At 56.2% G+C, this 22,390-nt stretch carries 17 protein-coding genes and 1 pseudogene; 10 read left to right on the top strand and 8 right to left on the bottom strand.

From position 1 onward, the window contains the following. The first annotated feature begins 11 nt into the window (after window positions 1–11). Entirely contained in the window at window positions 12–278 is a 267-nt protein-coding gene (locus tag LJF34_RS21530; protein ID WP_231187705.1) for a hypothetical protein, read from the top strand. Here the strand turns inward: LJF34_RS21530 and LJF34_RS21525 are convergent. Both LJF34_RS21525 and LJF34_RS29195 read right to left on the bottom strand, forming a co-directional pair. After that, window positions 204–815, bottom strand: a complete 612-nt coding sequence (locus LJF34_RS21525; protein WP_303646685.1) for a fumarylacetoacetate hydrolase family protein — start codon at window positions 813–815, stop codon at window positions 204–206. The genes LJF34_RS21530 and LJF34_RS21525 overlap by 75 nt on opposite strands. A gap of 45 nt (window positions 816–860) precedes the next feature. Continuing rightward, window positions 861–1,055 (bottom strand): annotated as a pseudogene (locus LJF34_RS29195) (Rv2993c-like domain-containing protein); the annotation flags it as partial. A 121-nt stretch (window positions 1,056–1,176) separates the two neighbouring features. Here LJF34_RS29195 and LJF34_RS21520 point away from each other — a divergent pair. Next, window positions 1,177–2,523: a DUF362 domain-containing protein gene (locus tag LJF34_RS21520; RefSeq protein WP_231187702.1), complete on the top strand. Its 1,347-nt coding sequence runs from the start codon at window positions 1,177–1,179 to the stop codon at window positions 2,521–2,523. A gap of 192 nt (window positions 2,524–2,715) precedes the next feature. After that, the gene (locus tag LJF34_RS21515; protein ID WP_231187700.1) at window positions 2,716–3,813 is read left to right on the top strand and encodes a Gfo/Idh/MocA family oxidoreductase; all 1,098 of its coding nucleotides are present in this window, start codon (window positions 2,716–2,718) and stop codon (window positions 3,811–3,813) included. Between the two features lie 142 nt (window positions 3,814–3,955). Here LJF34_RS21515 and LJF34_RS21510 read toward each other — a convergent pair whose 3' ends face one another. After that, complete coding sequence (locus LJF34_RS21510; protein WP_231187698.1) at window positions 3,956–4,762, bottom strand: aldo/keto reductase; 807 nt, start codon at window positions 4,760–4,762, stop codon at window positions 3,956–3,958. A 402-nt stretch (window positions 4,763–5,164) separates the two neighbouring features. On the opposite strand from LJF34_RS21510, the gene LJF34_RS21505 reads away from it, so the two are divergent. From LJF34_RS21505 to LJF34_RS21490, 4 genes are read left to right on the top strand one after another with little or no spacing between them, the layout of a single operon-like run. Then, window positions 5,165–6,343: an extracellular solute-binding protein gene (locus tag LJF34_RS21505; RefSeq protein ID WP_231187696.1), complete on the top strand. Its 1,179-nt coding sequence runs from the start codon at window positions 5,165–5,167 to the stop codon at window positions 6,341–6,343. After that, window positions 6,344–7,336 carry a sugar ABC transporter permease gene (locus LJF34_RS21500; RefSeq protein ID WP_231187693.1) on the top strand — a complete coding sequence of 331 codons (993 nt, stop codon included), beginning with the start codon at window positions 6,344–6,346 and terminating at the stop codon, window positions 7,334–7,336. A 1-nt stretch (window position 7,337) separates the two neighbouring features. Next, entirely contained in the window at window positions 7,338–8,186 is an 849-nt protein-coding gene (locus LJF34_RS21495) for a carbohydrate ABC transporter permease (RefSeq protein ID WP_231187691.1), read from the top strand. 5 nt (window positions 8,187–8,191) lie between these two features. Beyond that, window positions 8,192–9,298, top strand: coding sequence for an ABC transporter ATP-binding protein (locus tag LJF34_RS21490; RefSeq protein ID WP_231187689.1), 1,107 nt, complete (start codon window positions 8,192–8,194; stop codon window positions 9,296–9,298). 61 nt (window positions 9,299–9,359) lie between these two features. On the opposite strand, the gene LJF34_RS21485 is transcribed toward LJF34_RS21490, so the two are convergent. Further along, window positions 9,360–11,003 carry an acyltransferase gene (locus tag LJF34_RS21485; RefSeq protein ID WP_231187687.1) on the bottom strand — a complete coding sequence of 548 codons (1,644 nt, stop codon included), beginning with the start codon at window positions 11,001–11,003 and terminating at the stop codon, window positions 9,360–9,362. A gap of 275 nt (window positions 11,004–11,278) precedes the next feature. On the opposite strand from LJF34_RS21485, the gene LJF34_RS21480 reads away from it, so the two are divergent. Next, complete coding sequence (locus LJF34_RS21480; RefSeq protein ID WP_231187685.1) at window positions 11,279–12,061, top strand: glucose 1-dehydrogenase; 783 nt, start codon at window positions 11,279–11,281, stop codon at window positions 12,059–12,061. A 105-nt stretch (window positions 12,062–12,166) separates the two neighbouring features. After that, entirely contained in the window at window positions 12,167–15,313 is a 3,147-nt protein-coding gene (locus LJF34_RS21475) for a glycoside hydrolase family 2 TIM barrel-domain containing protein (RefSeq protein WP_231187683.1), read from the top strand. A gap of 38 nt (window positions 15,314–15,351) precedes the next feature. On the opposite strand, the gene LJF34_RS21470 is transcribed toward LJF34_RS21475, so the two are convergent. Continuing rightward, a complete protein-coding gene (locus tag LJF34_RS21470; protein ID WP_231187681.1) occupies window positions 15,352–16,137 on the bottom strand; it encodes an SDR family oxidoreductase in 786 nt (261 codons plus the stop codon). Between the two features lie 277 nt (window positions 16,138–16,414). Beyond that, the gene (dgoD, locus tag LJF34_RS21465) at window positions 16,415–17,569 is read right to left on the bottom strand and encodes a galactonate dehydratase (RefSeq protein WP_231187679.1); all 1,155 of its coding nucleotides are present in this window, start codon (window positions 17,567–17,569) and stop codon (window positions 16,415–16,417) included. Window positions 17,570–18,603: 1,034 nt separating this feature from the next. Here dgoD and LJF34_RS21460 point away from each other — a divergent pair. Continuing rightward, window positions 18,604–18,849, top strand: coding sequence for a hypothetical protein (locus tag LJF34_RS21460; protein WP_231187677.1), 246 nt, complete (start codon window positions 18,604–18,606; stop codon window positions 18,847–18,849). Window positions 18,850–19,297: 448 nt separating this feature from the next. Here the strand turns inward: LJF34_RS21460 and LJF34_RS21455 are convergent, their stop codons facing one another. After that, window positions 19,298–20,194: a PhzF family phenazine biosynthesis protein gene (locus tag LJF34_RS21455; RefSeq protein WP_231187675.1), complete on the bottom strand. Its 897-nt coding sequence runs from the start codon at window positions 20,192–20,194 to the stop codon at window positions 19,298–19,300. Window positions 20,195–21,568: 1,374 nt separating this feature from the next. Beyond that, window positions 21,569–22,366 carry an IclR family transcriptional regulator gene (locus tag LJF34_RS21450; RefSeq protein ID WP_231187673.1) on the bottom strand — a complete coding sequence of 266 codons (798 nt, stop codon included), beginning with the start codon at window positions 22,364–22,366 and terminating at the stop codon, window positions 21,569–21,571. Window positions 22,367–22,390 lie beyond the last annotated feature (24 nt).

Here is a 22,390-nt window from a genome sequence, read left to right as displayed (position 1 = left end):
AAATCGATATCATGGTACAAAACGAGGAAACACTCGCCGAGAGCGAAGCTCACGAACAGGCACTTGACTGTACCGACGCGGCGATGGACGCGGCCGCGTCGGAAGTCGGTGCCACGATTCGAACGGGACCGACGGAGACGAACGTGAACGATGTAGTTGTCGTCCTGATCGGAAATCGTGATAGGGCGGGTCAGCGGTCCGAGCTATTTGGCGACCACTGGATTTCGAAGGGTACCGATTTTCTCGATTTCAGCCTCGACGGTTTGTCCCGGCTCTAGAACTTCGACGGGGTCACGGAAGATTCCGACACCGCCGGGTGTCCCCGTCGCGATAACATCACCCTGACGCAGAGTCATGGATTGGCTGATGTAGGAAACGAGTTCCCCGACGTCAAAAATGAACTCCTCGGTGTTCGAGGACTGCTTCGTCTCGCCGTCGACTCTCAGTTCGACGTCGGCGGAGTTCGGATCGAAGTCCTCATCCGCGATGAGCACCGGCCCCATGGGAGCGAACGTATCGTAGCTTTTTCCGCGGAAGAACTGACCATCCGACTGTTGTGCCGTCCGCCCGCTCACGTCGTTCACAACAGTGTATCCCGCGATACGGTCGTAGACATCCGATTCGCTAGCGTCGGTGATATCCCGACCGATGACGACGGCTAACTCGACTTCGTAATCGACCTGCTCGGCTCCATTGGGATCCGGATGGACGATCGGATCCTCCGGGTTGGTGACTGCAGTCGGAGCCTTCCCGAAGAGCATCGGAGAGTCCGGAATGGTTTCGTCTTGTTCCTCCGCGTGATCTCGATAGTTCATCCCACAGCAGACGATCTTTCCGGGTTGAGGAACTGGCGCTAGAAGCGAAACCTCGGAACGTGCCGTCTGTGGAAGCGCCCCACTTGTGACGAGCGTGCGTATTCGGGAGCGATATCCTTCCTCGGAAATGTCTGCCAGGTCCGGTTCTCCTCGTGGGAGTCCGGAGAGCGAGTGGATTGTTCCGTTGCGTTCCACTCCCCAGGTGGGAGTCGACCCATCGGTATAGCGAACAAATCGCATTGGAACCGAATCGAGTGTCCTCCCGGTTAAAAGTGGCCATCCAGACAAAAACTGCCGCATTGATGCGTCGACGACCGCGAATGAGGGTTAGGTTTATCAGCTGCCGAGTGATTGACCGGATATGGGTTCTATGGAGCCTGCCGACGAACTATCGGTACCCGAGAAAACGATTATAGAAGCGTGTGGAGATCCGTCGCTCCCGGAAATGGGAGTCATCGAGCAGGTCTGGAAGACACAGCCCATTCCGACCGAATCGCTCGAACCGCGTGCTGCGGAAGCGGTTCGTTCCCTCCCACTGCACGACGTTCCCGAGGGAGGCGACGTCGCGCTCGGGGTTGGAAGCCGCGGAATCGCGAATCTCCCGGAGATCGTTAGGGGTGTCGTCAACGCGGTGTCCGAAATGGGATACATGCCCTTCATTTTTCCAGCGATGGGAAGCCACGGCGGTGCTACTGGCGAAGGGCAACGTGAGATGCTCAACGACCTCGGTGTTTCGGAGCAGTCGGTCGGCTGTGAAATCCGATCGCAAATGGACGTTGTCGAAGTTGGTCGGACTCCCGGCCGAAACGTACCCGTCGTTGCGGATGCGAACGCGGTCGGTGCGGACGCGATAATCCCGATCAATCGAATCAAGCCTCATACGGACTTCGACGGATCCGTCGAGAGCGGACTCTCTAAAATGCTGGTCATCGGAATGGGCAAACAACGTGGTGCCAAGATCGCTCACGAATGGGCCGTCGACTGGTCCTTTCGCCGGATGATCCCGGAAATCACCGAACAACTCCTCGAAGCGTTGCCGGTGGTTGGGGGTGTCGCGATCGTCGAGGATCAACACGATGATACAGCGCACATCGAGGGAATCCCTTCGAGTGGATTTCTAAATCGTGAACGTGAGCTGCTCGAACGAGCGTACGAGTGGATGCCGAAGTTGCCGTTCGACGACCTCGATCTCGTCATTTTCGACCGGCAAGGGAAGGACATCAGTGGACAGGGGATCGACACGAACGTAATCGGACGGAGACCGTTCTCGATTAACGAACCGGAACCGGAAACGCCTACCCTCAAGCGTATTTATGTGCGGGGATTGACGACGACGACGCACGGTAACGCGATGGGCATTGGTTCGGCGGACGTGATCCACGAAGATATCGTACGAGACCTCGACGCAGCGACGACGCTGATCAATGCGCTGACCGCGAGTACGATTCGTGGTGTCAAGCTACCGCCGGTCGTCGAAAGCGATCACGCCGGTGTAGTGGCAGCGTTGTCAACCATCGGTGTGGTCGACACAGGGACCGTGCGCGTGCTCAGAGCGCCCGATACGATGCACCTCCACCGGCTCTACGCATCGACCGTTCTGGTGGAGGAAGCTCGTGATCGTGACGATCTGAGAGTAGTCGAGGATCCGTCCCCGATAGCGTTTACTGACGGAGAATTCGACGCACCGTCACTTTACGAAGAGTACTGAACGCGGACGAGGGATACAAACCCCCGTTTCCCGACGATGCATAGACAACCACGTGGCACTCATAGTTTTATTACAATCGATGCATATGGTACAGACATCGTGTTCGCAAAGGCCTAGCACGTGCTACTCCCATCGAGCAACGATGAACTCCAAGCATATGCATCAAAAGCACAACAGTCGAGGAAACACAGAATGAGGTATAAAGCTGGTATTATCGGAACAGGCGGCATCGCTGGGATGGGAATTCTCGGGATGCACGACGTGGAGGATATCGGGAACAAAAAAATCGACGCTAGCCACGCTGGAGGGTATGACAGTACCGAAGAGATAGAACTCGTCGCCGTCGCGGATGTCGACGAGGAGAAACTCGCTACGTTTGGCGAAGCGTGGGATATCCCCACCAGTCAGCGGTACGTCGGTCACGAAGCAATGCTCGCTAACGAAGACTTGGACGTGGTTTCGGTCTGTACACCTTCGTATCTCCATTACGAACACACGATTGATGCTGCGCGATCGGCCGCAAATCCGGACGTTATCTGGTGTGAGAAACCGATCGCCTCACAAGTAAGCGAAGCCGAGGAGATGGTCGAAGTTTGCGAGCAGACCGATACGGAGCTGGTAATCAACCATTCATTCCGGTTTACGGACAAGCTGCAGCGGTTACACGATCTCATCCACGAGGAAAATATTCTCGGTGATGTGAAGTCGGTGAGCACTCAGTACAGGATGGAACTGATGCGAAACTCCACCCACGTCTTAGATACGCTAGTCTACCTCCTCGATGCCCGAGCCGAACAGGTGAGCGGGCACATAACTGGCGAAAACGAAGCGATCGACTCTCTCGGCGCAGCGGAGGAAGTAGTCGATGCTGGTGGTGGAGGACACGTCGTGATGGATGACGGGTCGTTCGTAACCGTCGACTGCACCATTCCGAGAGAGATATCCTCGATGACTCTCAATTTCATAGGAACTGAAGGGAAACTGTATATGAACAACGATGACGGGGTGTGGAAATATTGGTCGCTCGAAGACGGGGAACACGTTGAACGACCATTGCCTGGGATCGACGGTGCGTGGACGTGGGAGAACGACTACAAGCGATCGTTTGCGAACGCAGCGATCCATATACAGGACATACTGAACGGTGAAGACGTGAACTACTCACCGGGGATAAAAGCCGTCCGGTCCCTAGAGATCATCGTCGGGTTTTATCTCTCCCACTACACCGATTCGTCAGTCGACATTCCGCTCCCACAACCCCTACGTGAAATTCCGATTACGTCTTGGTGACGGAACTGTACAGGAGAAGCGACTTGCAAAGGTGGGATAAACGAGAGAACGATCGTGTCGCCCCTGTGTCGCTCCGACAGAGGGAATTTTACAGTACGCTCGATTGGTTTGACCACGGAGAGCGGTGAGAACTGTGGATTCACTACTCCTCTAGCCACGGTGCGCCGTCTCGCTCGACGTACCGCTCGGTTCGTCCAATATTATCGATCCGTTCGATGTCTTCGCTGTCGAGATCCAGATCGACAGCTCCGAGATTGTCCCTGATATGTGCTTCGCTCGTTGCTTTCGGGATGACACTGACGTTATCGTGCGCAAGTAACCACGCGAGGCTGACTTGGGACGGACTAACGCCGTGTTTGTCCGCGACTGCTACCACTTCGGGGAGATCGAAAACGTGCCCACGCGCGAGCGGGGAGTAGGCGACGTGGTTGTAGCCCTGTTCTTGTGCGTGGGCGATGAGGTCGTCTTGTTGAAGCAGCGGGTGAGTTTCGACCTGATGAGCGAACAGGGGTGACTCGAGGTGATCGGTCGCCTCTTCGAGCAGTTCGACACTGAAATTACAAACACCGACGTGCTCGATCAGCCCTTGGTCAACTAATTCGTCGAACGCTGGCATCGTCTCGGGTGCATCGTAATTCCCGACCGGCCAGTGGACGTACAATAAGTCTAGATACTCGAGGCCGAGTCTGTCGAGGGTCACTTCCAGTCCCTCGATGACTTCGTCGTGTTCGAGACCGAACTTTTCGGCGTGGACCTTCGAGCCGACGAACACCTCTTCGCGGGGAACGTCTGCCGAAGCGATACCTTCGCCTACGGCTTCTTCATTGCCGTAGTACTGTGCCGTGTCGACGTGACGGTACCCCATCTCTAGAGCCGTTTGTACGCTTTCTATGCAGGTGTCACGGTCGGTATTCTGCCACGTTCCGAGTCCGATTGATGGTAGACCCATACTTGAATAACCGACCGCTGCTCAATTATTGTTTCGGATGCGGTCATACGGAACCTCGGCTGCCCGTATCCCCGAAGATGACTGGATTTTATTAATTCTCGCGACGCTGTCCGTCACGCGGGATGCTGTCAGAGAGCCGCAATCGCAAGGCCATGCGGGGTTATCCGGTAAGCAGCAACGTTCAGATGCGCTCATATCATAACTCAGCTCTCACCGGAATCTTTATCATAGTACATCGTTACCTTAGCTGTGTTAGCCATGACAGGTGAGCACAATGTCCGTAGTCGACGCGATCTACTAGCGATGCTCGGCGGAGTTAGTGTTGCGAGTCTTGCAGGTTGTATCAGTTCAAATGCACCCCCGGACTCCTCGGACGATAAGTCCGGAGGACTCTCCGGTGAGATGGCGGACTCCTTCAAGTTCTGGGAGATGAGTGGGAGTTGGGACCACCATATGAAACAGTACGAGGAGGAAACCGACGTCACCATCAACCATACGAACATGGGTTACGACGAGATCATCGATCGGCTGCAGACGCGACTTCTGTCGGGGAGCGACGCGCCTGGGCTCGCCATGATCGAGTACTCGTCGCTAAAACAGGTCGCCGACACCGGCGGTCTTCGAGATCTCACCCCTTGGATCGAAGAGGCAGGAATAAAAAAGGAGTTCCCGTCGTCCATCTGGGAAAGCGTCAGTACCGGTGAAGAGACGTATGAAATTCCATACGATATCAACCCGACGAGTCTGTTTTACCGGAACGACGTCTGGAAAAAACACGGAGTCAGTACTGATATCGAGACATGGGATCAACTGATCGAGGAAGGAAAGAAGCTCCCGGACGACACGGCACTACTTTCGGTCCCATCCGCTGCACTGAACTTGTACTGGCGAATGCTTTACTGGCAGCTGGGTGGCCAGACGTTCGACAGCGAGGGGAACCTCGCATTCGATAACGACACCAGTCTCAGGGTATTTCGGCTACTACATCGATTGGGAGATGAAGGTCTCACGAGTAAAGTGACAAACTGGAGCCAACAGTGGTTCAACGGGTTCAGCGAGGGGTCAATCACGGGATACTGCTCGGGCGCTTGGTTCAACTCGACGCTCCAAGAGTCAGTGAGTGATACCTCCGGAAAGTGGAGAGCCATGAAACTCCCCGCCTTCGAGAAAGGTGGCCCTCGGGCTAGTAACCGCGGTGGTTCCGGGCTCTGCATTCCCAAACAGGTGAGCGACGATGTCGCTCGTCGGACGTTTGACTTTGCGCTGAAGACGAACGCCAACGCGGAAGAGATGGCTTGGCTCTTCGAAAATGTCGGGAATTTCAGCGCGTATAAACCCGCGTACGAGAACGACGTGTTCGACAAGGGATTCGAGTTCTTTGGCGGGCAGAAACTCGGTCAACTGTGGACCGAGCAAATAGAGGACATTCCTCCCCATCGCTTCACCGTGGATACTCCGACGGTCATGGATATCATCAACACGCAGCTACGAAAGGTGGTTTACGGGAATCTCGGCCCGGAGAAAGGCCTCAAGAACGCCGTGGAGGAGGCCAAGAAACAGACAAATCGGGGTGTTGCTTAAGTGAGTTCAACCGAGGGTCGGATACGACTGGATAAACTCTACGACGATCTACGGTTTAAACGCCAGTGGTTGTCCGAGAAGTTCCCATCGGTCTCGAACGCACCGTTGGTGCTACTGACCCCAATGATCGTCTTGTTCGCCATCTTCCTCGTATTCCCCGTTATTTTCACGCTTGTGCTGGCGTTTTTCAGATATCAGGGAGTATCTACGGACCCACTGTTCGTGGTCAATCTCGGTATTAGCTATATCGTCGTTCCTCGGGTAGTGGACTTGCAATTCGTCGGTCTTCAAAACTTCGAGAGAATGTTGACGGATAACGTTCTCCATCAAGCGCTGTTCAACACGGTGTATCTGTTTGCCGTGCTGATCCCGACGATGGTGATCATTCCGCTCACATTAGCGATTGCGCTAAATTCGGCGCTGATACGGTTCAGGAATACGTTTCGGAGTCTCCTTCTGATCCCGACAGCCGCGAACACGATCGCTTACTCGGTCGTCTTCATCGCGATCGTCGCCGAAGGGGGATTGGCCGACAGCCTCTTCGTTCTCTTAGGAATCGATCCGATCGCATGGCTTCAAAACGGGTTTTGGTCTAGAAACCTGATCGCGTTCATGTCCGTGTGGAGATGGACGGGATACAACATGATCATCTTCCTCGCCGGACTCCAGACGATTCCTCAATCACTGTACGAAGCGGCGGAGATCGACGGAGCAACTCGACTCCAGAAATTCCGATACGTGACGGTGCCGCAGCTGAAGCCGGTGTTGTTGTTCATTATCGTCACGAGCACGATTTCTATCTTCAAGAAGTTCGCGGAGCCACAGATACTGATCACCTCCGGTGCGCCACTTGAAGAGACTCGGACGGTCGTGTACTACATATATCAGGTCGCATTCCAGAACCTCGAATTAGGGTACGGCTCCGCTTTGACCGTGTTGCTTGTCGCGATCGTTACAACCATGTCCCTACTCCAGTTCCGGGTGGCTGATTGAGATGCACGAAAAAGACCTAAACGAGGCACTGTGGAAGTTCGGTGGCTACGGGTTCGTCATTGCCGCGGTCCTGTTCGTAATGATACCGATATACTGGCTACTCGTCGCTTCGACGCTTCCACAGACCGAGATTCTCGGCAGTGCCGGGGGTTTCCCTCGATTGCTTCCCGGATCACACTTCATCGACAACGCTCAAGCGTTGGCGGAGCGCCAAAGCGTCAACTACTATCAGAGCGTGTTAAACAGTATCATCGTGGCGAGTCTGTACACGGTGTTATCGCTTATTCTGTGCTCGATGAGTGGATTTGCGTTCGCGAAGTATGACTTCAAGTACAAAGAGTTGCTCTTCCTCGCGATCCTTGGCACGCTCATCATTCCGATCAACCTGCTCGTGATTCCACTGTTTCTGCTGGTCTCAAACATGGGAATATCTAACTCGTTCGCGGCGATTATTCTCCCATGGGCAGCGTATCCGGTTGGGATTTTCTTCATGCGTCAAACGATGCAGTCGATACCGGATTCGCTGTTGGAAGCCGCGCGAATGGACGGTGCTACGGAGTTCCAACTCTACTATCGAGTCGCGCTCCCGACGGTAAAGTCCGGTATCGCGGCTCTGTCCGTGATTCTGTTCCTCTTCCAGTGGAACCTCTTCCTCTGGCCGCTCGTCGTGCTTCAAGAGGAAAAGTTCACGATACCCGTTGCACTAACGAAGATTATGAGCCAACAGGTACCCGCTTACGATCAACTGATGGTCGCTGCGCTGATCGCGATTGTGCCGATGCTTATCGTCTTTATCGCTCTACAGCGTCACTTCGTAAACGGAATCCTCGCGGGAGCGGTCAAGGAGTAATAATCATGACAGAGATTACGATCGATGGACTGAAGAAGACGTACAACACCGAAGACAGCGAGATCGTTGCGGTCGACGACCTCGACATAGAAATCGAGGACGGAGAGTTCATCGTACTGGTCGGACCCTCCGGGTGTGGTAAATCAACGACGCTCCGATGCATCGCCGGATTGGAGAGTATCACCGAAGGAGAGGTACACTTCGACGGTCGGGTCGTAAACGACCTTCGCTCACGCGACCGCAACGTCGCGATGGTGTTCCAAAACTACGCTTTGTACCCGCATATGAACGTGGAACAAAACATGAGCTTCGGTCTCAAGCTCTCGTCGAAATTATCGAGTGAGGAGATCAGTTCGCGCGTGACTGACGCCGCGACGATGTTGGGAATCGACGATCTGTTGTCGAAAAAGCCGGGGGAGCTATCCGGCGGTCAGCAACAGCGTGTGGCCCTGGGCCGCGCGATCGTTCGTGAACCGGGTGTGTTCCTCATGGACGAACCGTTGTCGAATCTGGACGCTAAGCTCCGAGCAGGGATGCGAACCGAGATTCAGGAGCTCCAAAACGATCTGGATGTCACGACGATATACGTCACGCACGACCAAACGGAAGCGATGGCGATGGGTGATCGAATCGCCGTACTCAGCGATGGGATTCTCCAACAGATCGACGTTCCGGAGGAGCTCTACAGAAACCCGACCAACGAATTCGTAGCGGATTTCATCGGAAGCCCGAGCATCAACCTCTTCGACGTGGAAGTTCAGGGGCAAACCCTCATCGGACCAAATGGGTTTACCTACGAAATGGCTACCTACGAAACGGGCGATCACCGACGACTTCGCATGGGTGTTCGGCCCGAAGATATCGAAATCGACGATTCGGGGAGTGAGTTGGCTGTGAGCGTCGTCGAGAAGATGGGCAACGAGAACTTCATCTATGGACAACTCGGAGGGAAAGAGATCGTCGCACGGACGGACGCATCCATTCGACCGGAACCTGACGACCAGGTCGGGATCCGGTTTGACGAAGAGTCGGTGTATCTCTTCGACACGCAGACCGGAGCGTCTATAAAAACGAAAACCGACGAAATCAGCCCCAGCCAGACGCAAATATAGATCGCCACTCGGAGTCCATCGAAACGTTCAGCAAGAAAGGAGGGAGTCCGTCCAACGATAGTTACCGCCGATAGATATGGAATCCGGTGTCCGTCCGGTGGATTCCCTTGGGTTCGTATCCGAGTTCGCTGCTCATTCCACAGACGGTTGCGAGGAGATAAATGACGCTGAGCCACATTTCCGTACCCTGAAGCGTCGGCCGTTCGTCGGTGAGATTGAACGCGAACCCTCGGCCATCGTGCCAGTGGTCCAGTATCTGATCGAGTTGGACACGAGCCCACTCCTCGATTTCGTCTCGGCGGTAGTCCGTCTGTTGCCCACACAGCCACAGCGGGTGGACGACGTCCAAGGTGTTACACGCGTTCTTCGAGGTCGCTCGAAAGTGAGTCGAATCACGCCCGTGACGTAGCATGGTGTCGATCGTCGCCTTCGGGAACGGTACTTCCAGACCGAACTGAGCGTACGTTCCCCTCGTCGCCCGATAGAAACCGTTCACAGGTTGGAGCCACCCTTCGTCAGCCGTCGGTTCGCCCCAGAGGCCCGTGTCCGGATCGACTGACGTCTCGAGCCAACCGAACACCGATGCAAGCGACCGATCGCTGTCGAAGTATCGGTGGTTGAAGTACAGTCCGGTCGCGTAGTGATCTATCCAAGCCCCACAGCCCCATGCGTTGGTCTCCCATGGGAGTTCTTCGAGCTGTTCGTATAGGTTTTCGGGCGAACAATCGTCGACGGCGGATATCCGGTGTTCGAACGTTTCACCGAGGACTTCGAGAGCGTATCCCACTGAAAGGATGTGATACGGTCTCCACTCCGGCGGCAGTGAAGTCGGGTCGCGGTCTCCCGAGGGTGTTTCACCCGGATTTGGAAGTAACCCGGTATCCGGGTCTTGAAGATTCTGTAGCTCTTCTACCAGATCCGCCCGATTCCATCCCGGCGGAGTCCCGTCGAACATTCCCGCGATCTCCACGGCATCGCATAGGGCACGAACGGGCGTCGAATCGGGATGATCAGGGAGGCCCCTCTCCGGAGCATCGCGTCTATGGGTGGAGATCACGTCAGAGATCTGTTCCGCTACCATCTCCCCGAACTGGGACAGGCGACCACGGAGATCGGAACGAGGGGTGACTTCGTTTCTCCCCCCTCGATAGCCGACGATCGTTCCTGGATTGCCGACGACGATCGCATACTCGGGGACGTCCGACGTGACAACGGCTCCCGCGCCGATGACGCTGTGTGAACCCACATCGCTCCCGTCGAGGACGACCGCTCCCGCGCCGATCCACACGTCGTTTCCGACCTCGATTCCTTCGTATCGGTTCCCCTGCTCGTGAATCGGGGTGGCGGGATCTTCGAACACATGATTCTCTCCCCAGATGCTGGCCGTGGAGGCGATTCGAACGCCGTTGCCGATCGTAACGTTGCCTGCGATGTTCACGTACGGGTTCACCGAACAGTTTGCCCCGATGGAGACGTTTCCTCGGATGATCGCCCCGCTGGCGACGATGGTGTCGTCACCGATCTCTCCGTTCGGGAGGGTGATCACTGCTTCTTCCGAGATGAACGCATCGGTACCGATGCGTAGGTCGTACTCGTCGCGGAGAAACGTTTGCCATTCCGTCTGTCTCGCTCTCATCGATTCTGGAATCTCTCGCCACGGGAGGTGAGAGATCACCCTGTCTCGGTGGCCGTCGTAGGTGGGCATGAAGTCTCGTTCCGAACTTCATGGAAGACGGTATTATACGTTTGGATGCTTGCGTTAGTACTCACTGGGGATGATATCGTCCAGAATCCATCGTCTATCTATCCAGTTTTACCCACGCAGAATTATCCTTTCGTAACACGATTCGATCGTCCTGGGACTCCGGCGTCAACGTATCGCATACCGTCGCTTTCATGCACCTGAACGGCCCATGAATATGTCACGCAATCGTGTTAACCGATCCGAGTTCTTAATACGAACCATACGAATTATACTACATGGATTTGGACCTTAGCGGAAGGACTGCACTTGTCACCGGAGCGGGAAGGGGTAACGGACGAGCGATAGCACACGAACTGTCAGACCTCGGGGCCAACGTTATCGTAAACGACCTCGAAGAATCCTCCGCGAAAACGGTCGCAGAGGAACTCCGTGAAGACGGCGATGCGATCGGCATCGCCGCGGACGTGAGCGACGAGGACGAGGTTCAGTCGCTGGTAAACGAAGGAACGGCAGCAATGGGTGACGTCGATATTCTGGTCAACAATGCGGGAGTCGGAAACGCCGGACCGTTTCTGGCGAGCGAGGAAGAAACGATCCGGAGCCGTTTCGAGCTGAACTTGAACGTCCATCTCTGGGGTTCGATAAACTGCATTCTGGCCACCGTCGATGGGATGGTCGATCGGGGATACGGTAAAATCGTCAACATCACCTCGATCCACACGAAAAACGGCGTCGGAATGTCACCGGAGTACGACGTCGGGAAGTTCTCGCTATTGGGCCTGACGAAATCCCTCGCGCTCGAGTTCGGACGTGAGGGGGTCCGCGTCAACGCTGTCGCGCCCGGGTGGACCAACACCCGAATGGTCGACGATTTCTCGGAGAAGACTCATCAGCAGATTCGATCCAACAATCCGCTCGGTAAGTACGCTGAACCCGGGGATATCGCAAACGCCGTTGCGTTTCTCGCATCTCCCGCCTCCGACTACGTGAACGGCCACGAGCTACGCGTCGACGGCGGTCAAGTACCGATCGACTCCTGGAAGTACGACAATCGGTGATCACGTCGATACGTGTCGGGGGTTCTCCGACGCTGGTGTTGCTACCGTCGGATCGTCGTGTTGACCGAAACAACCATACGCACCCGTTCTGTTTCTCGAAGTATCATGGGTACCCATTGGAACAATCCGGAAGTAATTGAACGCAACCGACTGGACCCTCACGTCGACGTCCTCCCGTTTCGCGAGGAGGAGACCGCGCTCCGAAGCGACCGAAGTGCGTCACCGTGGATTTCGGCACTGAACGGCGAGTGGTCGTTCGACCTCGCGAACTCTCCCGCCGAAGCACCGAACGAGTTCCACGATCCCGGTTACGAGACGGAGGAATGGGACGAAATCACGGTCCCCTCGAACTGGCAAACTGAGGGATACGGCGATCCCCACTACACGAACGTCGTCTACCCGTTTCCGGTCGATCCACCACGGGTTCCGACCGAAAATCCGACCGCGTCGTATCGGCGTACGTTTCATATACCCGAGGATGGAACCGGCCGGCAGGTACGGTTGCACTTCGAGGGCGTCGATTCCGCGTTCCACGTCTGGGTGAACGGCGAGGAGGTCGGCTACAGCGAAGGGAGTCGACTCCCATCGGAGTTCGACGTGAGCGACGCGATCACTCCCGGCGAGAACACGCTTGCCGTCCGGGTGTACAAGTGGTCGAACGGTAGCTATCTCGAAGATCAGGATATGTGGTGGCTGAGCGGGATCTTTCGCGACGTCTACGTCTACTCCCTTCCGAACTTGCACGTCGCAGACGTAGACGTGCGGACCGAACTAGACGACGAGTACGTCGATGCTACCCTCAACGTCGCTGTCGACGTAGCGAACGTCGGAAGCAGTGAATCTTCGGCCGATCTGTCGATCGTTCTCCGTGACCCGGATGGGAGCGTAGTCCCGCTCGAACTCGACCGAGCGTCCGTGACGGTCGATGCGGACGCGACGACGACGGTCGAGTTCGATACCGAAGTGCCTGATCCAGCGAAGTGGACGGCGGAGACCCCGAACTGCTATAAACTGGTGTTGACCCTCCCGGGGGCCGAGGGGAAGACCACCGTCACGCAGACGGTGGGATTTCGCGAGGTCGAGGTCTCTGGTGGGCAACTTCGGGTCAACGGTGAGGCGGTGACGATCCGGGGCGTTAACCGTCACGACTTCCACGCCGACTACGGGCGGGCGGTACCCATCGAGACGATGCGTGAGGATGTCGAACTGATGAAACGCCACAACCTCAACGCCGTCCGGACGGCACACTACCCCAACGACACGCGCTTTTACGACCTCTGTGACGAGTACGGCCTGTACGTACTGGACGAAACCGACATCGAGTGCCACGGAATGGAGTTCGCCGAGTCGATCGAGCACATCAGCGACGACCCCGCGTGGGAGGACGCGTACGTCGACCGGATGGTTCGGATGCTCGAACGCGACAAGAATCATCCGAGCGTGATCGTCTGGTCTCTCGGAAACGAGTCCGGATTCGGTGCAAATCACCGGGCGATGGCCGAGGTGACACGTGAGCGGGACCCGACCCGGCCCCTCCATTACGAACAGGATTTCGACCAAGAACTAGTCGACATCGTCGGCCCGATGTACCCGACGTTCGACGAACTCGAAGCGTGGGCCGAAGAGGAAAATCCCGATACGCCCGTCATTCCGTGTGAGTACGCCCACTCGATGGGAAACGGGCCGGGAAGTCTCCGGGACTACTGGGACCTGTTCTACGAACACGACCGACTACAGGGCGGATTCGTCTGGGACTGGATCGACCAAGGTCTTCGACGGACGGACGACGAAGAAAGCGAGTGGTTCGCCTACGGCGGCGACTTCGGCGACGAACCTAACGACACGAACTTCAACATCAATGGGATGTTGTTTCCCGACCGAACGCCCTCGCCGGGTCTGATCGAGTACAAGAAGGTTGTCGAACCGGTCGCCCTCTCGGGTAACCCCGCGTCCGGGGAACTGTTGGTCGAGAACCGCTACGATTTCCGCGGTTTGAGTCATCTCAGCGCGAATTGGCGCGTCCTCTCCGACGGTCAGCCGGTTCGAAGCGGCACCCTCGACCTCCCGTCCGTCGACCCCGGTGAACGCGCGACCATCGAACTTCCGACGGGAGCGATTTCCGTCGAGACCGACCACGAAGCCGTACTTCGGGTCGATATCACGCTCGCAGCCGATACGGCGTGGGCGACACACGGTCACACCGTCTCGACGGCGGAATTCGAACTCGCCACCGAAAAATCCCAGTCAAAGACCGGATTTGACGCACCGCTGACGGTGGAGACGGTCGGCGACGACCTCGTCGTTTCGAACGGGACGTTCCGACTGCGTTTCGACACGACGTACGGCATCGTCGATTCGTACTCGTACGAGGGTCGCGACTTGCTCCGTGATGGGCCACGAGTCGGACTGTGGCGCGCACCGACGGACAACGACCGCGGGTTGCCGTTATCCCGGACGCTCCTCACGACGATGGTTGAACGATACGATGAGGAGACGCTTCTCTCGCCCACGGACATCAAGACGGTCGGATTCGCGCAACTATGGCGTGAGAACGGTCTCGATACCCTCCAATTCCGTACCGACCGCGTCGCCCACGAGATCGACGGGGACGGGCGAGTACGGATCACCGTCGAAGGGCGACTCGCGCCGCCCATCTTCGACCACGGGTTCGGCGTCCGACAGACCTACACCGTCGACCGCGACGGGACGGTCACTCTCGAGACGCATCTCGAACCCGAAGGCGACCTCTCGATGCTCCCGTCACTCCCGCGCGTCGGACTCGACCTGACGCTCGAAGACGAGTTCGACGAGGTGACGTGGTACGGACGTGGTCCGGGCGAAGCGTACGTCGACAGCAAGGAAGCCGCGCTCCTCGGTCGCTACGCGGAGACAGTCGATGACCTGCACACGCCCTACGTCAGGCCGCAGGACAACGGCAACCGGACCGACACGCGATGGGTTACGTTCAGCGACGGTCGTGGTGTCGGCGTCCACGTCACCGGTGGCACACCCTTCGATTTCAGGGGGCACCGCTACAGCGTCGATGACCTCGAGACGGCCGACCACGACCACGAGCTACCCCGTCGAGACGCGGTGTACGTCTCGCTCGATTACGTGCACTGCGGGTTGGGATCCGGTAGTTGTGGTCCGGCGACGCTCGAACAGTATCGGGTCGATCCCGAACCGATGGCGTTCACCTTCGAGTTTCGCCCGTTCACGGGCGATGGCGCAGTCCCCGACAGTCGGTGCTGAGCGGTCCGAAGGACGACTCGACGCTATCGCCGTTCTCGTCACTCGACACGTGTTCGGTACGCTCGATACCGTTCGTCCTGCATGACTGCCGTCCTACCGCCGTCAACGAGCAGGCTCTCGCCAGTGACGAACGACGCGTCGTCGCTCGCGAGAAACGCGGCGACACCCGCCACGTCATCCGGCGTTCCCAGCCGACCGACCGGGTGTATCTCCTCGGTGTACTCGTAATCGTCGCCGAGCTCCTCCCTCGTTCGTCCGACTTCAACCCAACCGGGGTTGATCGTGTTGACCGTAATACCGTGAGGCCCGAGTTCCAGAGCGAGCGCGCGAGTCATTCCATTGATACCGGCTTTGACGGCGTTGTACGGAAACAGTTTCGGCATCGTAAGGTACGCGTGGTTCGAGGACATGTTAAGTATCGTCCCGCCCGGTCGCATGTGCTCGAGACATTGCTTCGCACAGAGCCAGAAAGAACGAAAGTCGGTCTCGATCACGAATTCCCAGTCATCGATCGTAGCGTCCTCGGCCGTCGTTTCGGTCTGAACGCCCGCGTTGTTCACCAATACGTCGATTCGGCCGTACGTGTCGACGGTGTGTTCGACGAGTGCTTCGATCTCGTCGGAATCGCGCATGTCCGCCGGAACGAACGTCACCTCTCCGTCGCTCCTACGGATACCATCGGCGACGGTTTCACCGGCGTTCTCGGAGCGACCGGTGATGACAACTGACGCACCTTCGGCGGCAAACCGGCGTGCGATACCTTCGCCGATTCCACGTGTCGATCCGGTGACAAGAACGACGCGCCCCTCGTGTCTTCCGTTCACTACGTTCGTAGTCTGTGTGCTCCCGGACATCGGTGATTGACAAGACCGATCGAGCGGCGAAATAGGTATCGGATCGAGGGATATGGTTTCGATTGGGAACTACTCAATCTCCGGTAGGAAGTCGATTCAAGCATCCTGCCGGACCGATCCCTCCGCGCCGAAGATAAGCGCCGTCGCCTACGGGGCGTTCTTTGCCCGGACTTCGTCCGCGGTATCGACTAGCCTTCAGCTACCGCCATCCCACTGGGACCGAAGGACTGCTCTTCACGAATACAACTCACCATTCGGCGACGCTGCCGTCATCATGTCTCCATACGGGATTGTGCCAATTGACGTCCTTCTCGGCTTGTTCGCGGACGTACGATTCGTCTATCTCGATCCCGAGTCCTGGTGTCGTGGGGACGGAGACATAGCCGTCCTCAAACTCGAAGACGGATGGGTCGGCGAGATAATCGAGGACGTCACTGGTTTCGTTGTAGTGGATATTTAGGCTCTGTTCTTGGATGAGGGCGTTCGGGGTGCAGGCATCGATCTGTATGCACGACGCGAGTGCAATCGGTCCGAGCGGGCAATGCGGCGCAAGCGCAACGTCGTACGCCTCGGCCATGCTAGCGATCTTCTTCACCTCGGTGATACCACCGGCGTGCGAGAGGTCGGGTTGGATCACGTCCACCGCGCCCGATTCGAACACTTCTTTGAAGTCCCACCGAGAGTACATCCGCTCGCCCGTGGCGATAGGAATGGTCGTGTGGGCCGCGATTTCCGGGAGCGAGTCGTTGTGTTCCGGCAATACTGGTTCTTCGATAAACAGGGGATCGTACGGTTCGAGTGCCTTTGCGAGGCGTTTGGCCATTGGTTTCGTCACACGTCCGTGAAAGTCGACCCCGATGTCGATATCGTCTCCGACGGCGTCTCGGACGCTTTGTAGACGGGTCACCGCGTCTCTGACGGTGGCCGGATTGTCAACGCGTTCTACTTCCTCGGTCGCGTTCATCTTTAACGCCGAGAACCCCGCATTGACTTTCCGTTTCGCTTCATCTGCGACCTTCGAGGGTCGGTCACCCCCGATCCATTGATAGACTCGAATCCGATCGCGTGCGGACCCGCCGAGCAACTCGTACACCGGTGCATCGAAGCGCTTCCCCTTGATGTCCCACAACGCTTGGTCGATGCCGGCGATAGCCGACATGAGGACGGGACCGCCGCGATAAAACCCGCCACGATACATCGTCTGCCAGTGGTCCTCGATCCGATCGACGGGTCTGTCAAGGAGATAGTTCTCCATCAGTTCCTCGACGGCGGCTTTGACGGTATGAGAGCGACCTTCGACGATCGGTTCACCCCAACCGACCGTGCCGCCCGTCGTCTCGATGCGCAGAAACAACCAACGGGGGGGTACTTCGAACAGTTCGTAGTCAGTGATTCGTTCCATTTCTATAGGACCGTATCGACTCAAATCATCGCGGGGTTTGAAAGCTTTTCTACAGCTGACCGTTGTAATTCTACGCCTGATCGACGTCGGTCATCCGTTTCGGATGGTTCTCTCGTGAGTGAATAAACTGGTTACGATCCTTTACCCCGTCTTCAGCTTAGCTGAACGAGGTTGCAGTCGAGGGGACGGTTGTCAGACTCACTGATGAGTGGTTTCCGTCATGGGATGTGAGAGACTCGGTACGAGGTTGTCGCTCAGCGTGTCGCTGTCCGAAAGGCGTCGCACCGATCCGTGGACCGTGTTTTCCGTAGCGTCACCGAGATGATCGACCGTGAGGAGACGGTACTTCCGATCGATACGTTCGATTACCGAACTGTTACACGTCTTCACGAATATCTCCCTTCTCGAATCAGTATATATGAACAATGCGGTAGTATCGCTATACTGAGCGAGTTGCTCCGCCCGTAGCACCGTTGTCGGTGTCGTCCCAAAGCGCATGACAGTCATAGTATTGTAATGCAAGGGTCGATTAAGCCCAATTTCAGTGCGATCGTCACGATTCTCCCAATATATCAAACAGAGTATTCAGATATGGTGAATCCTGTTTCGTATGATTGTGCCATTCCGATTCGACCATCACTTCGCCGTGTCGGTAGTCGATCGCCGTAGCCGTGTGGCTTCGACTCCGAGGCTATTTGATAGTATTATAATGGGAACTTAATACACGACTACTTGGCTCCCATCCGTCTCTCGAACCCTCGAGACGGAAGAATAATGGTATAATATCAGATAAATATAAATAAATTTTACGGTAATCATATATGATTTGATATGACGATCTCACACAAGCTGATGGATAGTGCCCTCTGATCGAACTAATTAGCCGTAGACGTCATTTTCTTCCAATCACCGTTTCGGTGACTGTATGCGGAAATGCAGTCGCTGTATCGGTACTTGGCGCTTGATGAATTACGCATCGAGAGGCGATTTTGGAGGAATTGTATTGTAATAAACGAACAATATCATTTGCCGTGATGGCTACGTTGTCTGCCGACCATATTCACTGCGAAAACGGCGGCCGAGCGACCGTCGCGGACGGTGAGACGATCTCCCATGGACTCGCGGAGTCCCCGACGAACGTCGTCCTCCAAACGGAATCCGCCAACCGCGCGTTCCCGACCCGAATCGGCGACGAGACGTTCACCGCCGCCGTGGTCGGCATCGACGGCGAACCGGTCGATTCGCCGGAACCCGTTCACTGGCAAGCACGAGTTCGCTGAGCCCGGGGACGGGTGGGTGCGATTTTCGCTCTCCAGTTGCGCTCGCTCGACGATCGTCTCCCATTTTTCGTGGCCGAAGAAACGACACACCTTACGGTACGGCGGCTATCTGTTCCACTCCCATAGCGAACAAGAGGAGTCCGGCGATGAACAGGAGACGATGCATCGTGATGCGTGACCGTATGACGCTCATGATACATTCGAACACCCCATCAACTATTGTTATGCGCACCCTGATTGAGAACAATGACGGCTCGCGAACCCGTCTGAACACCGGTGTCGCCGCTCAGTCCGGCCGACCGACGACGAGGACAGTGGTTTCGGTGGTTTCCCGTTCCGGACGGCGTTTGCACGCACGGCCGGAACGTAACTCATCACTCGCGGCGATCTCAGCGACGTATATTTCGATTTGGGACACGAGTCACGAACGACCGACCCGAGTTGAGACCTATTTCACCGTGACGGTCTCTTCGCGCTCGATATCGGCGCTACCGATGACCCGTGTCGTGCTGATCGTACCGTTTGTCACTTCGACTCGAGAGCGAAGGAGGCTCGGTTTCCCCATCGCACGACCCTGCGCGATGCGAACGGTTCGCTCACCCTCGCCTTTCGGATCGAACACCTCGTAGTTCGTCAGGTATGCGGCGAGGGCACAGGCAGCCACGCCCGTCGCGGGATCTTCGACGTATCCCGCACGACTCGGAAACTGCCGTGCTTCGACATCGATTTCGTCGTCTTCGGAGACCGCGAACGGATAGAACCCCGTCGTCTCGTACTCGTCACACAGATCCCAAAGTGCTTCAAAATCGGGGGCTAGCTGGTCGAGTATCGCGGCGTTCCGAAGCGGAACCAGTAGCTTGTGTCTGGAGGTGGAGACAGAACGAATCGGGCCGAGTTCCGTCGCGATTTCGTCTACCGAGACGTTGAGAACCCGAGCAACGGCATCTTTCGGCGGATTCGTGTCGGCAAACGATGGCCGAAATTGGTCAAGCGAAACACGGAGTGTACCGTCCCGTTCCCTACAGGAGGCTACGACGGGTCCGAGTTCCGTTTCGACGCGGATATCACCGTAATCGAGTAACCCGCGTTCGACCAAGACGGCGATGCAGGCGATCATGCCGTGTCCGCACATTTCCATTTCGTGATTCGGCACGAAAAATCGAATCCGTACGCGATTTTCGGATGCGTCTAAATCTCGAACGAATACGCTTTCCTGGTTCCAAGCAGCGGCCAGAGAACGCATCTGCTCCGCCGTAAGGGAACCCGCATCGAGTACGACCGGGCAGGGATTTCCACCGTTCGACCCGTCAGCAAACACCGACGTACGGACTGCTGAAAAAGACATTACGTTGTTTTTCGACCCACGAAGCATAAATCCACTGATGGTTCGCTACGTGTGATTCGGCGGTGCATTCGTATTCCTCTAGAACGCGGTCGAGAACCCCATGACATCGCCATCGACGCCACGCCGCTCGGAATGAATTCATGCTATGCGTGTCTTTACTTAGTAACCCATGCATATCGTTTAGAAGGCAGTGCATAACAATTTATGATGGTCTCGTACGTATGCTATGGATCACTGGGAAATGCAAACCGAGCAAGAGAGCATCCTCGATTGCCACTGGTCGAAGCAGGACGCGCCTTTGCCCGCTCGCTCACACCAGCAACATCACAGGTTTTGGAAGGGGCTGGTCGTTGGAGCCGTGTTCGCGTTTCTGCTATGGATCGCGTTGCTTTCCTTGCTCGTCGTATAGCGAAAACTCGCGACTGATCACGACCGGCGTCGTGACCGCGAGGTTCGATATCGACGGTTGCACGTGGTGGGAACTGGTTCGATCCTCCGATCTATCGATACACACGCCGTTTCCGAACCAAAGTCGGGAACAGAATCACCCGGGCGTGGCCGTCTAAGCCTACGGTACCCGTCGATACCGTAACGCTACTTCCCACGAATCGCTTTCCCGTTTGAACGCGGATTTGTACGTCGAAGCAGAAGTGATCTGGAACTGATAGCGGATCGAGTGCCGATCACCGCTTCCTCTCCCGTACGGAGCCCCGATGGGCATCGACCCCGGGAACCTCCGAAGAATAGTGTAAAAGTCGGAAAATACACTATCGACGACGCATCGTGAAACCCCACACTAGCGTACCATCCTACCGCCATTCATTAGTGAATACCGGAGTTCTATTCCATATAATGTGGCTATGACGATCCTATGCTTCATATACACGAATGGTGGATTTTTGACTCCATCACTATTGTGTGAGAATTTTACAATATTATCCCAAAATACGCGGTCGACGACATACAATTTTCCCCATTGAATTGATTGCAATATTCATCGGTGGTCTCTCCCTGATCTGATAAAATGGGTAAACAGTAATTCAAATTCCACACCCGTGAAGGTATATCACGAAATAGCGTTCAATAGTATTGAATACCTCGTCGAGAGATGGATGAGAAAGCCGGTGGGTGACGTTTCCAAAATTGGCTTCGCCCTGCTGTTATCGGCCTTTCACACCGAAATCCGCGCCCTATCGTCCGATTCGAAGCGGAACACCGGAATTTTCCGGTGATCTCGTAGTTGGGAACGGTGTTACAGACCTATGTTTGTAATCCCAAATGCGCCGGGTGGGATTATACCGTGGGGAAGTCGAAAGTCGTTCAAAATGGTTGAATCCACCGGATGTCCCCGTTCACCGATATCACACGGCGGAACTAGTAGTGTGAATAGCGGAGTTCGATCACGTTTGCCGCCTGTTTGACCGCGCTGACGAGGTCGTCAAACGTTTCGGTGGCGTCCAGACGGCTTTTCGGACCCGAAACCGAAATCGCGCTGATAACCTCGTCGGAGCTACGATTCATGATCGGAACCCCTATCGTGAGGACGCCCCGTCTCCGTTCTTGATCCTCGACGGAATATCCCTGCTCCCGGATTCGCTCCAACTCCGTGAACAACGCATCCGCTTCCGTTATCGTGTGTTCGTTCGCTTTCGGGAGTCCATGGGTTTCGATGATCGATTCGACGCGGGAGCGGGGAAACTCCGCCAGCATCGCCTTCCCGAGCGCAGTCCAGTGCATGTGCGTATACTCCCCGATCGGAGCGTTGTCGTGAATGGCGTCCCGACCGCCGGCCTTGTAAACTAAGATACGGGATCCATCCTCCTCGATGCCCAAATTTGCGACTTCGCCCGTGTCCGTCGCGAGCTGATCCACTTCCAATTTCGCGACCTGGTAAAGCTTCGAACGGTTCCGTATCCGTCCGCCGTATTCGAGGAACCGATAACTGAGCGCGTAGTCGTTTCCGTCCCGCACGACGAATCCCAGTTGTTGGAACGTTTGAAGGTAGATGTGAACCGTACTCTTCGGAAGGTCCAGCTCGTTCGAGAGGTCCGAAACACCTGCCCGTTCGTCGACCTTCAGCTGTTCGAGGATGGAAAACGCCTTCTCGACCGACCCGAGCGTACTCGGCCCGGTACCGCTCGTGATGTCGTCGTTAGTCGTCTTCTCGTTCATACCCTATCGATGCAACAGTTCGAT

It is taken from the genome of Haladaptatus sp. DYF46 (assembly GCF_021083305.1).
In the GTDB taxonomy this organism is placed as follows: domain Archaea; phylum Halobacteriota; class Halobacteria; order Halobacteriales; family Haladaptataceae; genus Haladaptatus.
Note: the sequence above shows the minus strand (reverse complement) of the source record. Positions and strands in the feature narration are given on the sequence as shown.

Bases quoted from the DNA above. Each gene is read 5' to 3' on its own strand.
- dgoD (WP_231187679.1), bottom strand. From the start codon at position 17,569: ATGGAACGAATCACTGACTACGAACTGTTCGAAGTACCCCCCCGTTGG.
- LJF34_RS21530 (WP_231187705.1), top strand. From the start codon at position 12: ATGGTACAAAACGAGGAAACACTCGCCGAGAGCGAAGCTCACGAACAG.
- LJF34_RS21505 (WP_231187696.1), top strand. From the start codon at position 5,165: ATGGCGGACTCCTTCAAGTTCTGGGAGATGAGTGGGAGTTGGGACCAC.
- LJF34_RS21495 (WP_231187691.1), top strand. From the start codon at position 7,338: ATGCACGAAAAAGACCTAAACGAGGCACTGTGGAAGTTCGGTGGCTAC.
- LJF34_RS21475 (WP_231187683.1), top strand. From the start codon at position 12,167: ATGGGTACCCATTGGAACAATCCGGAAGTAATTGAACGCAACCGACTG.
- LJF34_RS21480 (WP_231187685.1), top strand. From the start codon at position 11,279: ATGGATTTGGACCTTAGCGGAAGGACTGCACTTGTCACCGGAGCGGGA.
- LJF34_RS21460 (WP_231187677.1), top strand. From the start codon at position 18,604: ATGGCTACGTTGTCTGCCGACCATATTCACTGCGAAAACGGCGGCCGA.
- LJF34_RS21510 (WP_231187698.1), bottom strand. From the start codon at position 4,762: ATGGGTCTACCATCAATCGGACTCGGAACGTGGCAGAATACCGACCGT.
- LJF34_RS21455 (WP_231187675.1), bottom strand. From the start codon at position 20,194: ATGTCTTTTTCAGCAGTCCGTACGTCGGTGTTTGCTGACGGGTCGAAC.
- LJF34_RS21450 (WP_231187673.1), bottom strand. From the start codon at position 22,366: ATGAACGAGAAGACGACTAACGACGACATCACGAGCGGTACCGGGCCG.
- LJF34_RS21520 (WP_231187702.1), top strand. From the start codon at position 1,177: ATGGGTTCTATGGAGCCTGCCGACGAACTATCGGTACCCGAGAAAACG.
- LJF34_RS21515 (WP_231187700.1), top strand. From the start codon at position 2,716: ATGAGGTATAAAGCTGGTATTATCGGAACAGGCGGCATCGCTGGGATG.
- LJF34_RS21525 (WP_303646685.1), bottom strand. From the start codon at position 815: ATGAACTATCGAGATCACGCGGAGGAACAAGACGAAACCATTCCGGAC.
- LJF34_RS21490 (WP_231187689.1), top strand. From the start codon at position 8,192: ATGACAGAGATTACGATCGATGGACTGAAGAAGACGTACAACACCGAA.
- LJF34_RS21485 (WP_231187687.1), bottom strand. From the start codon at position 11,003: ATGCCCACCTACGACGGCCACCGAGACAGGGTGATCTCTCACCTCCCG.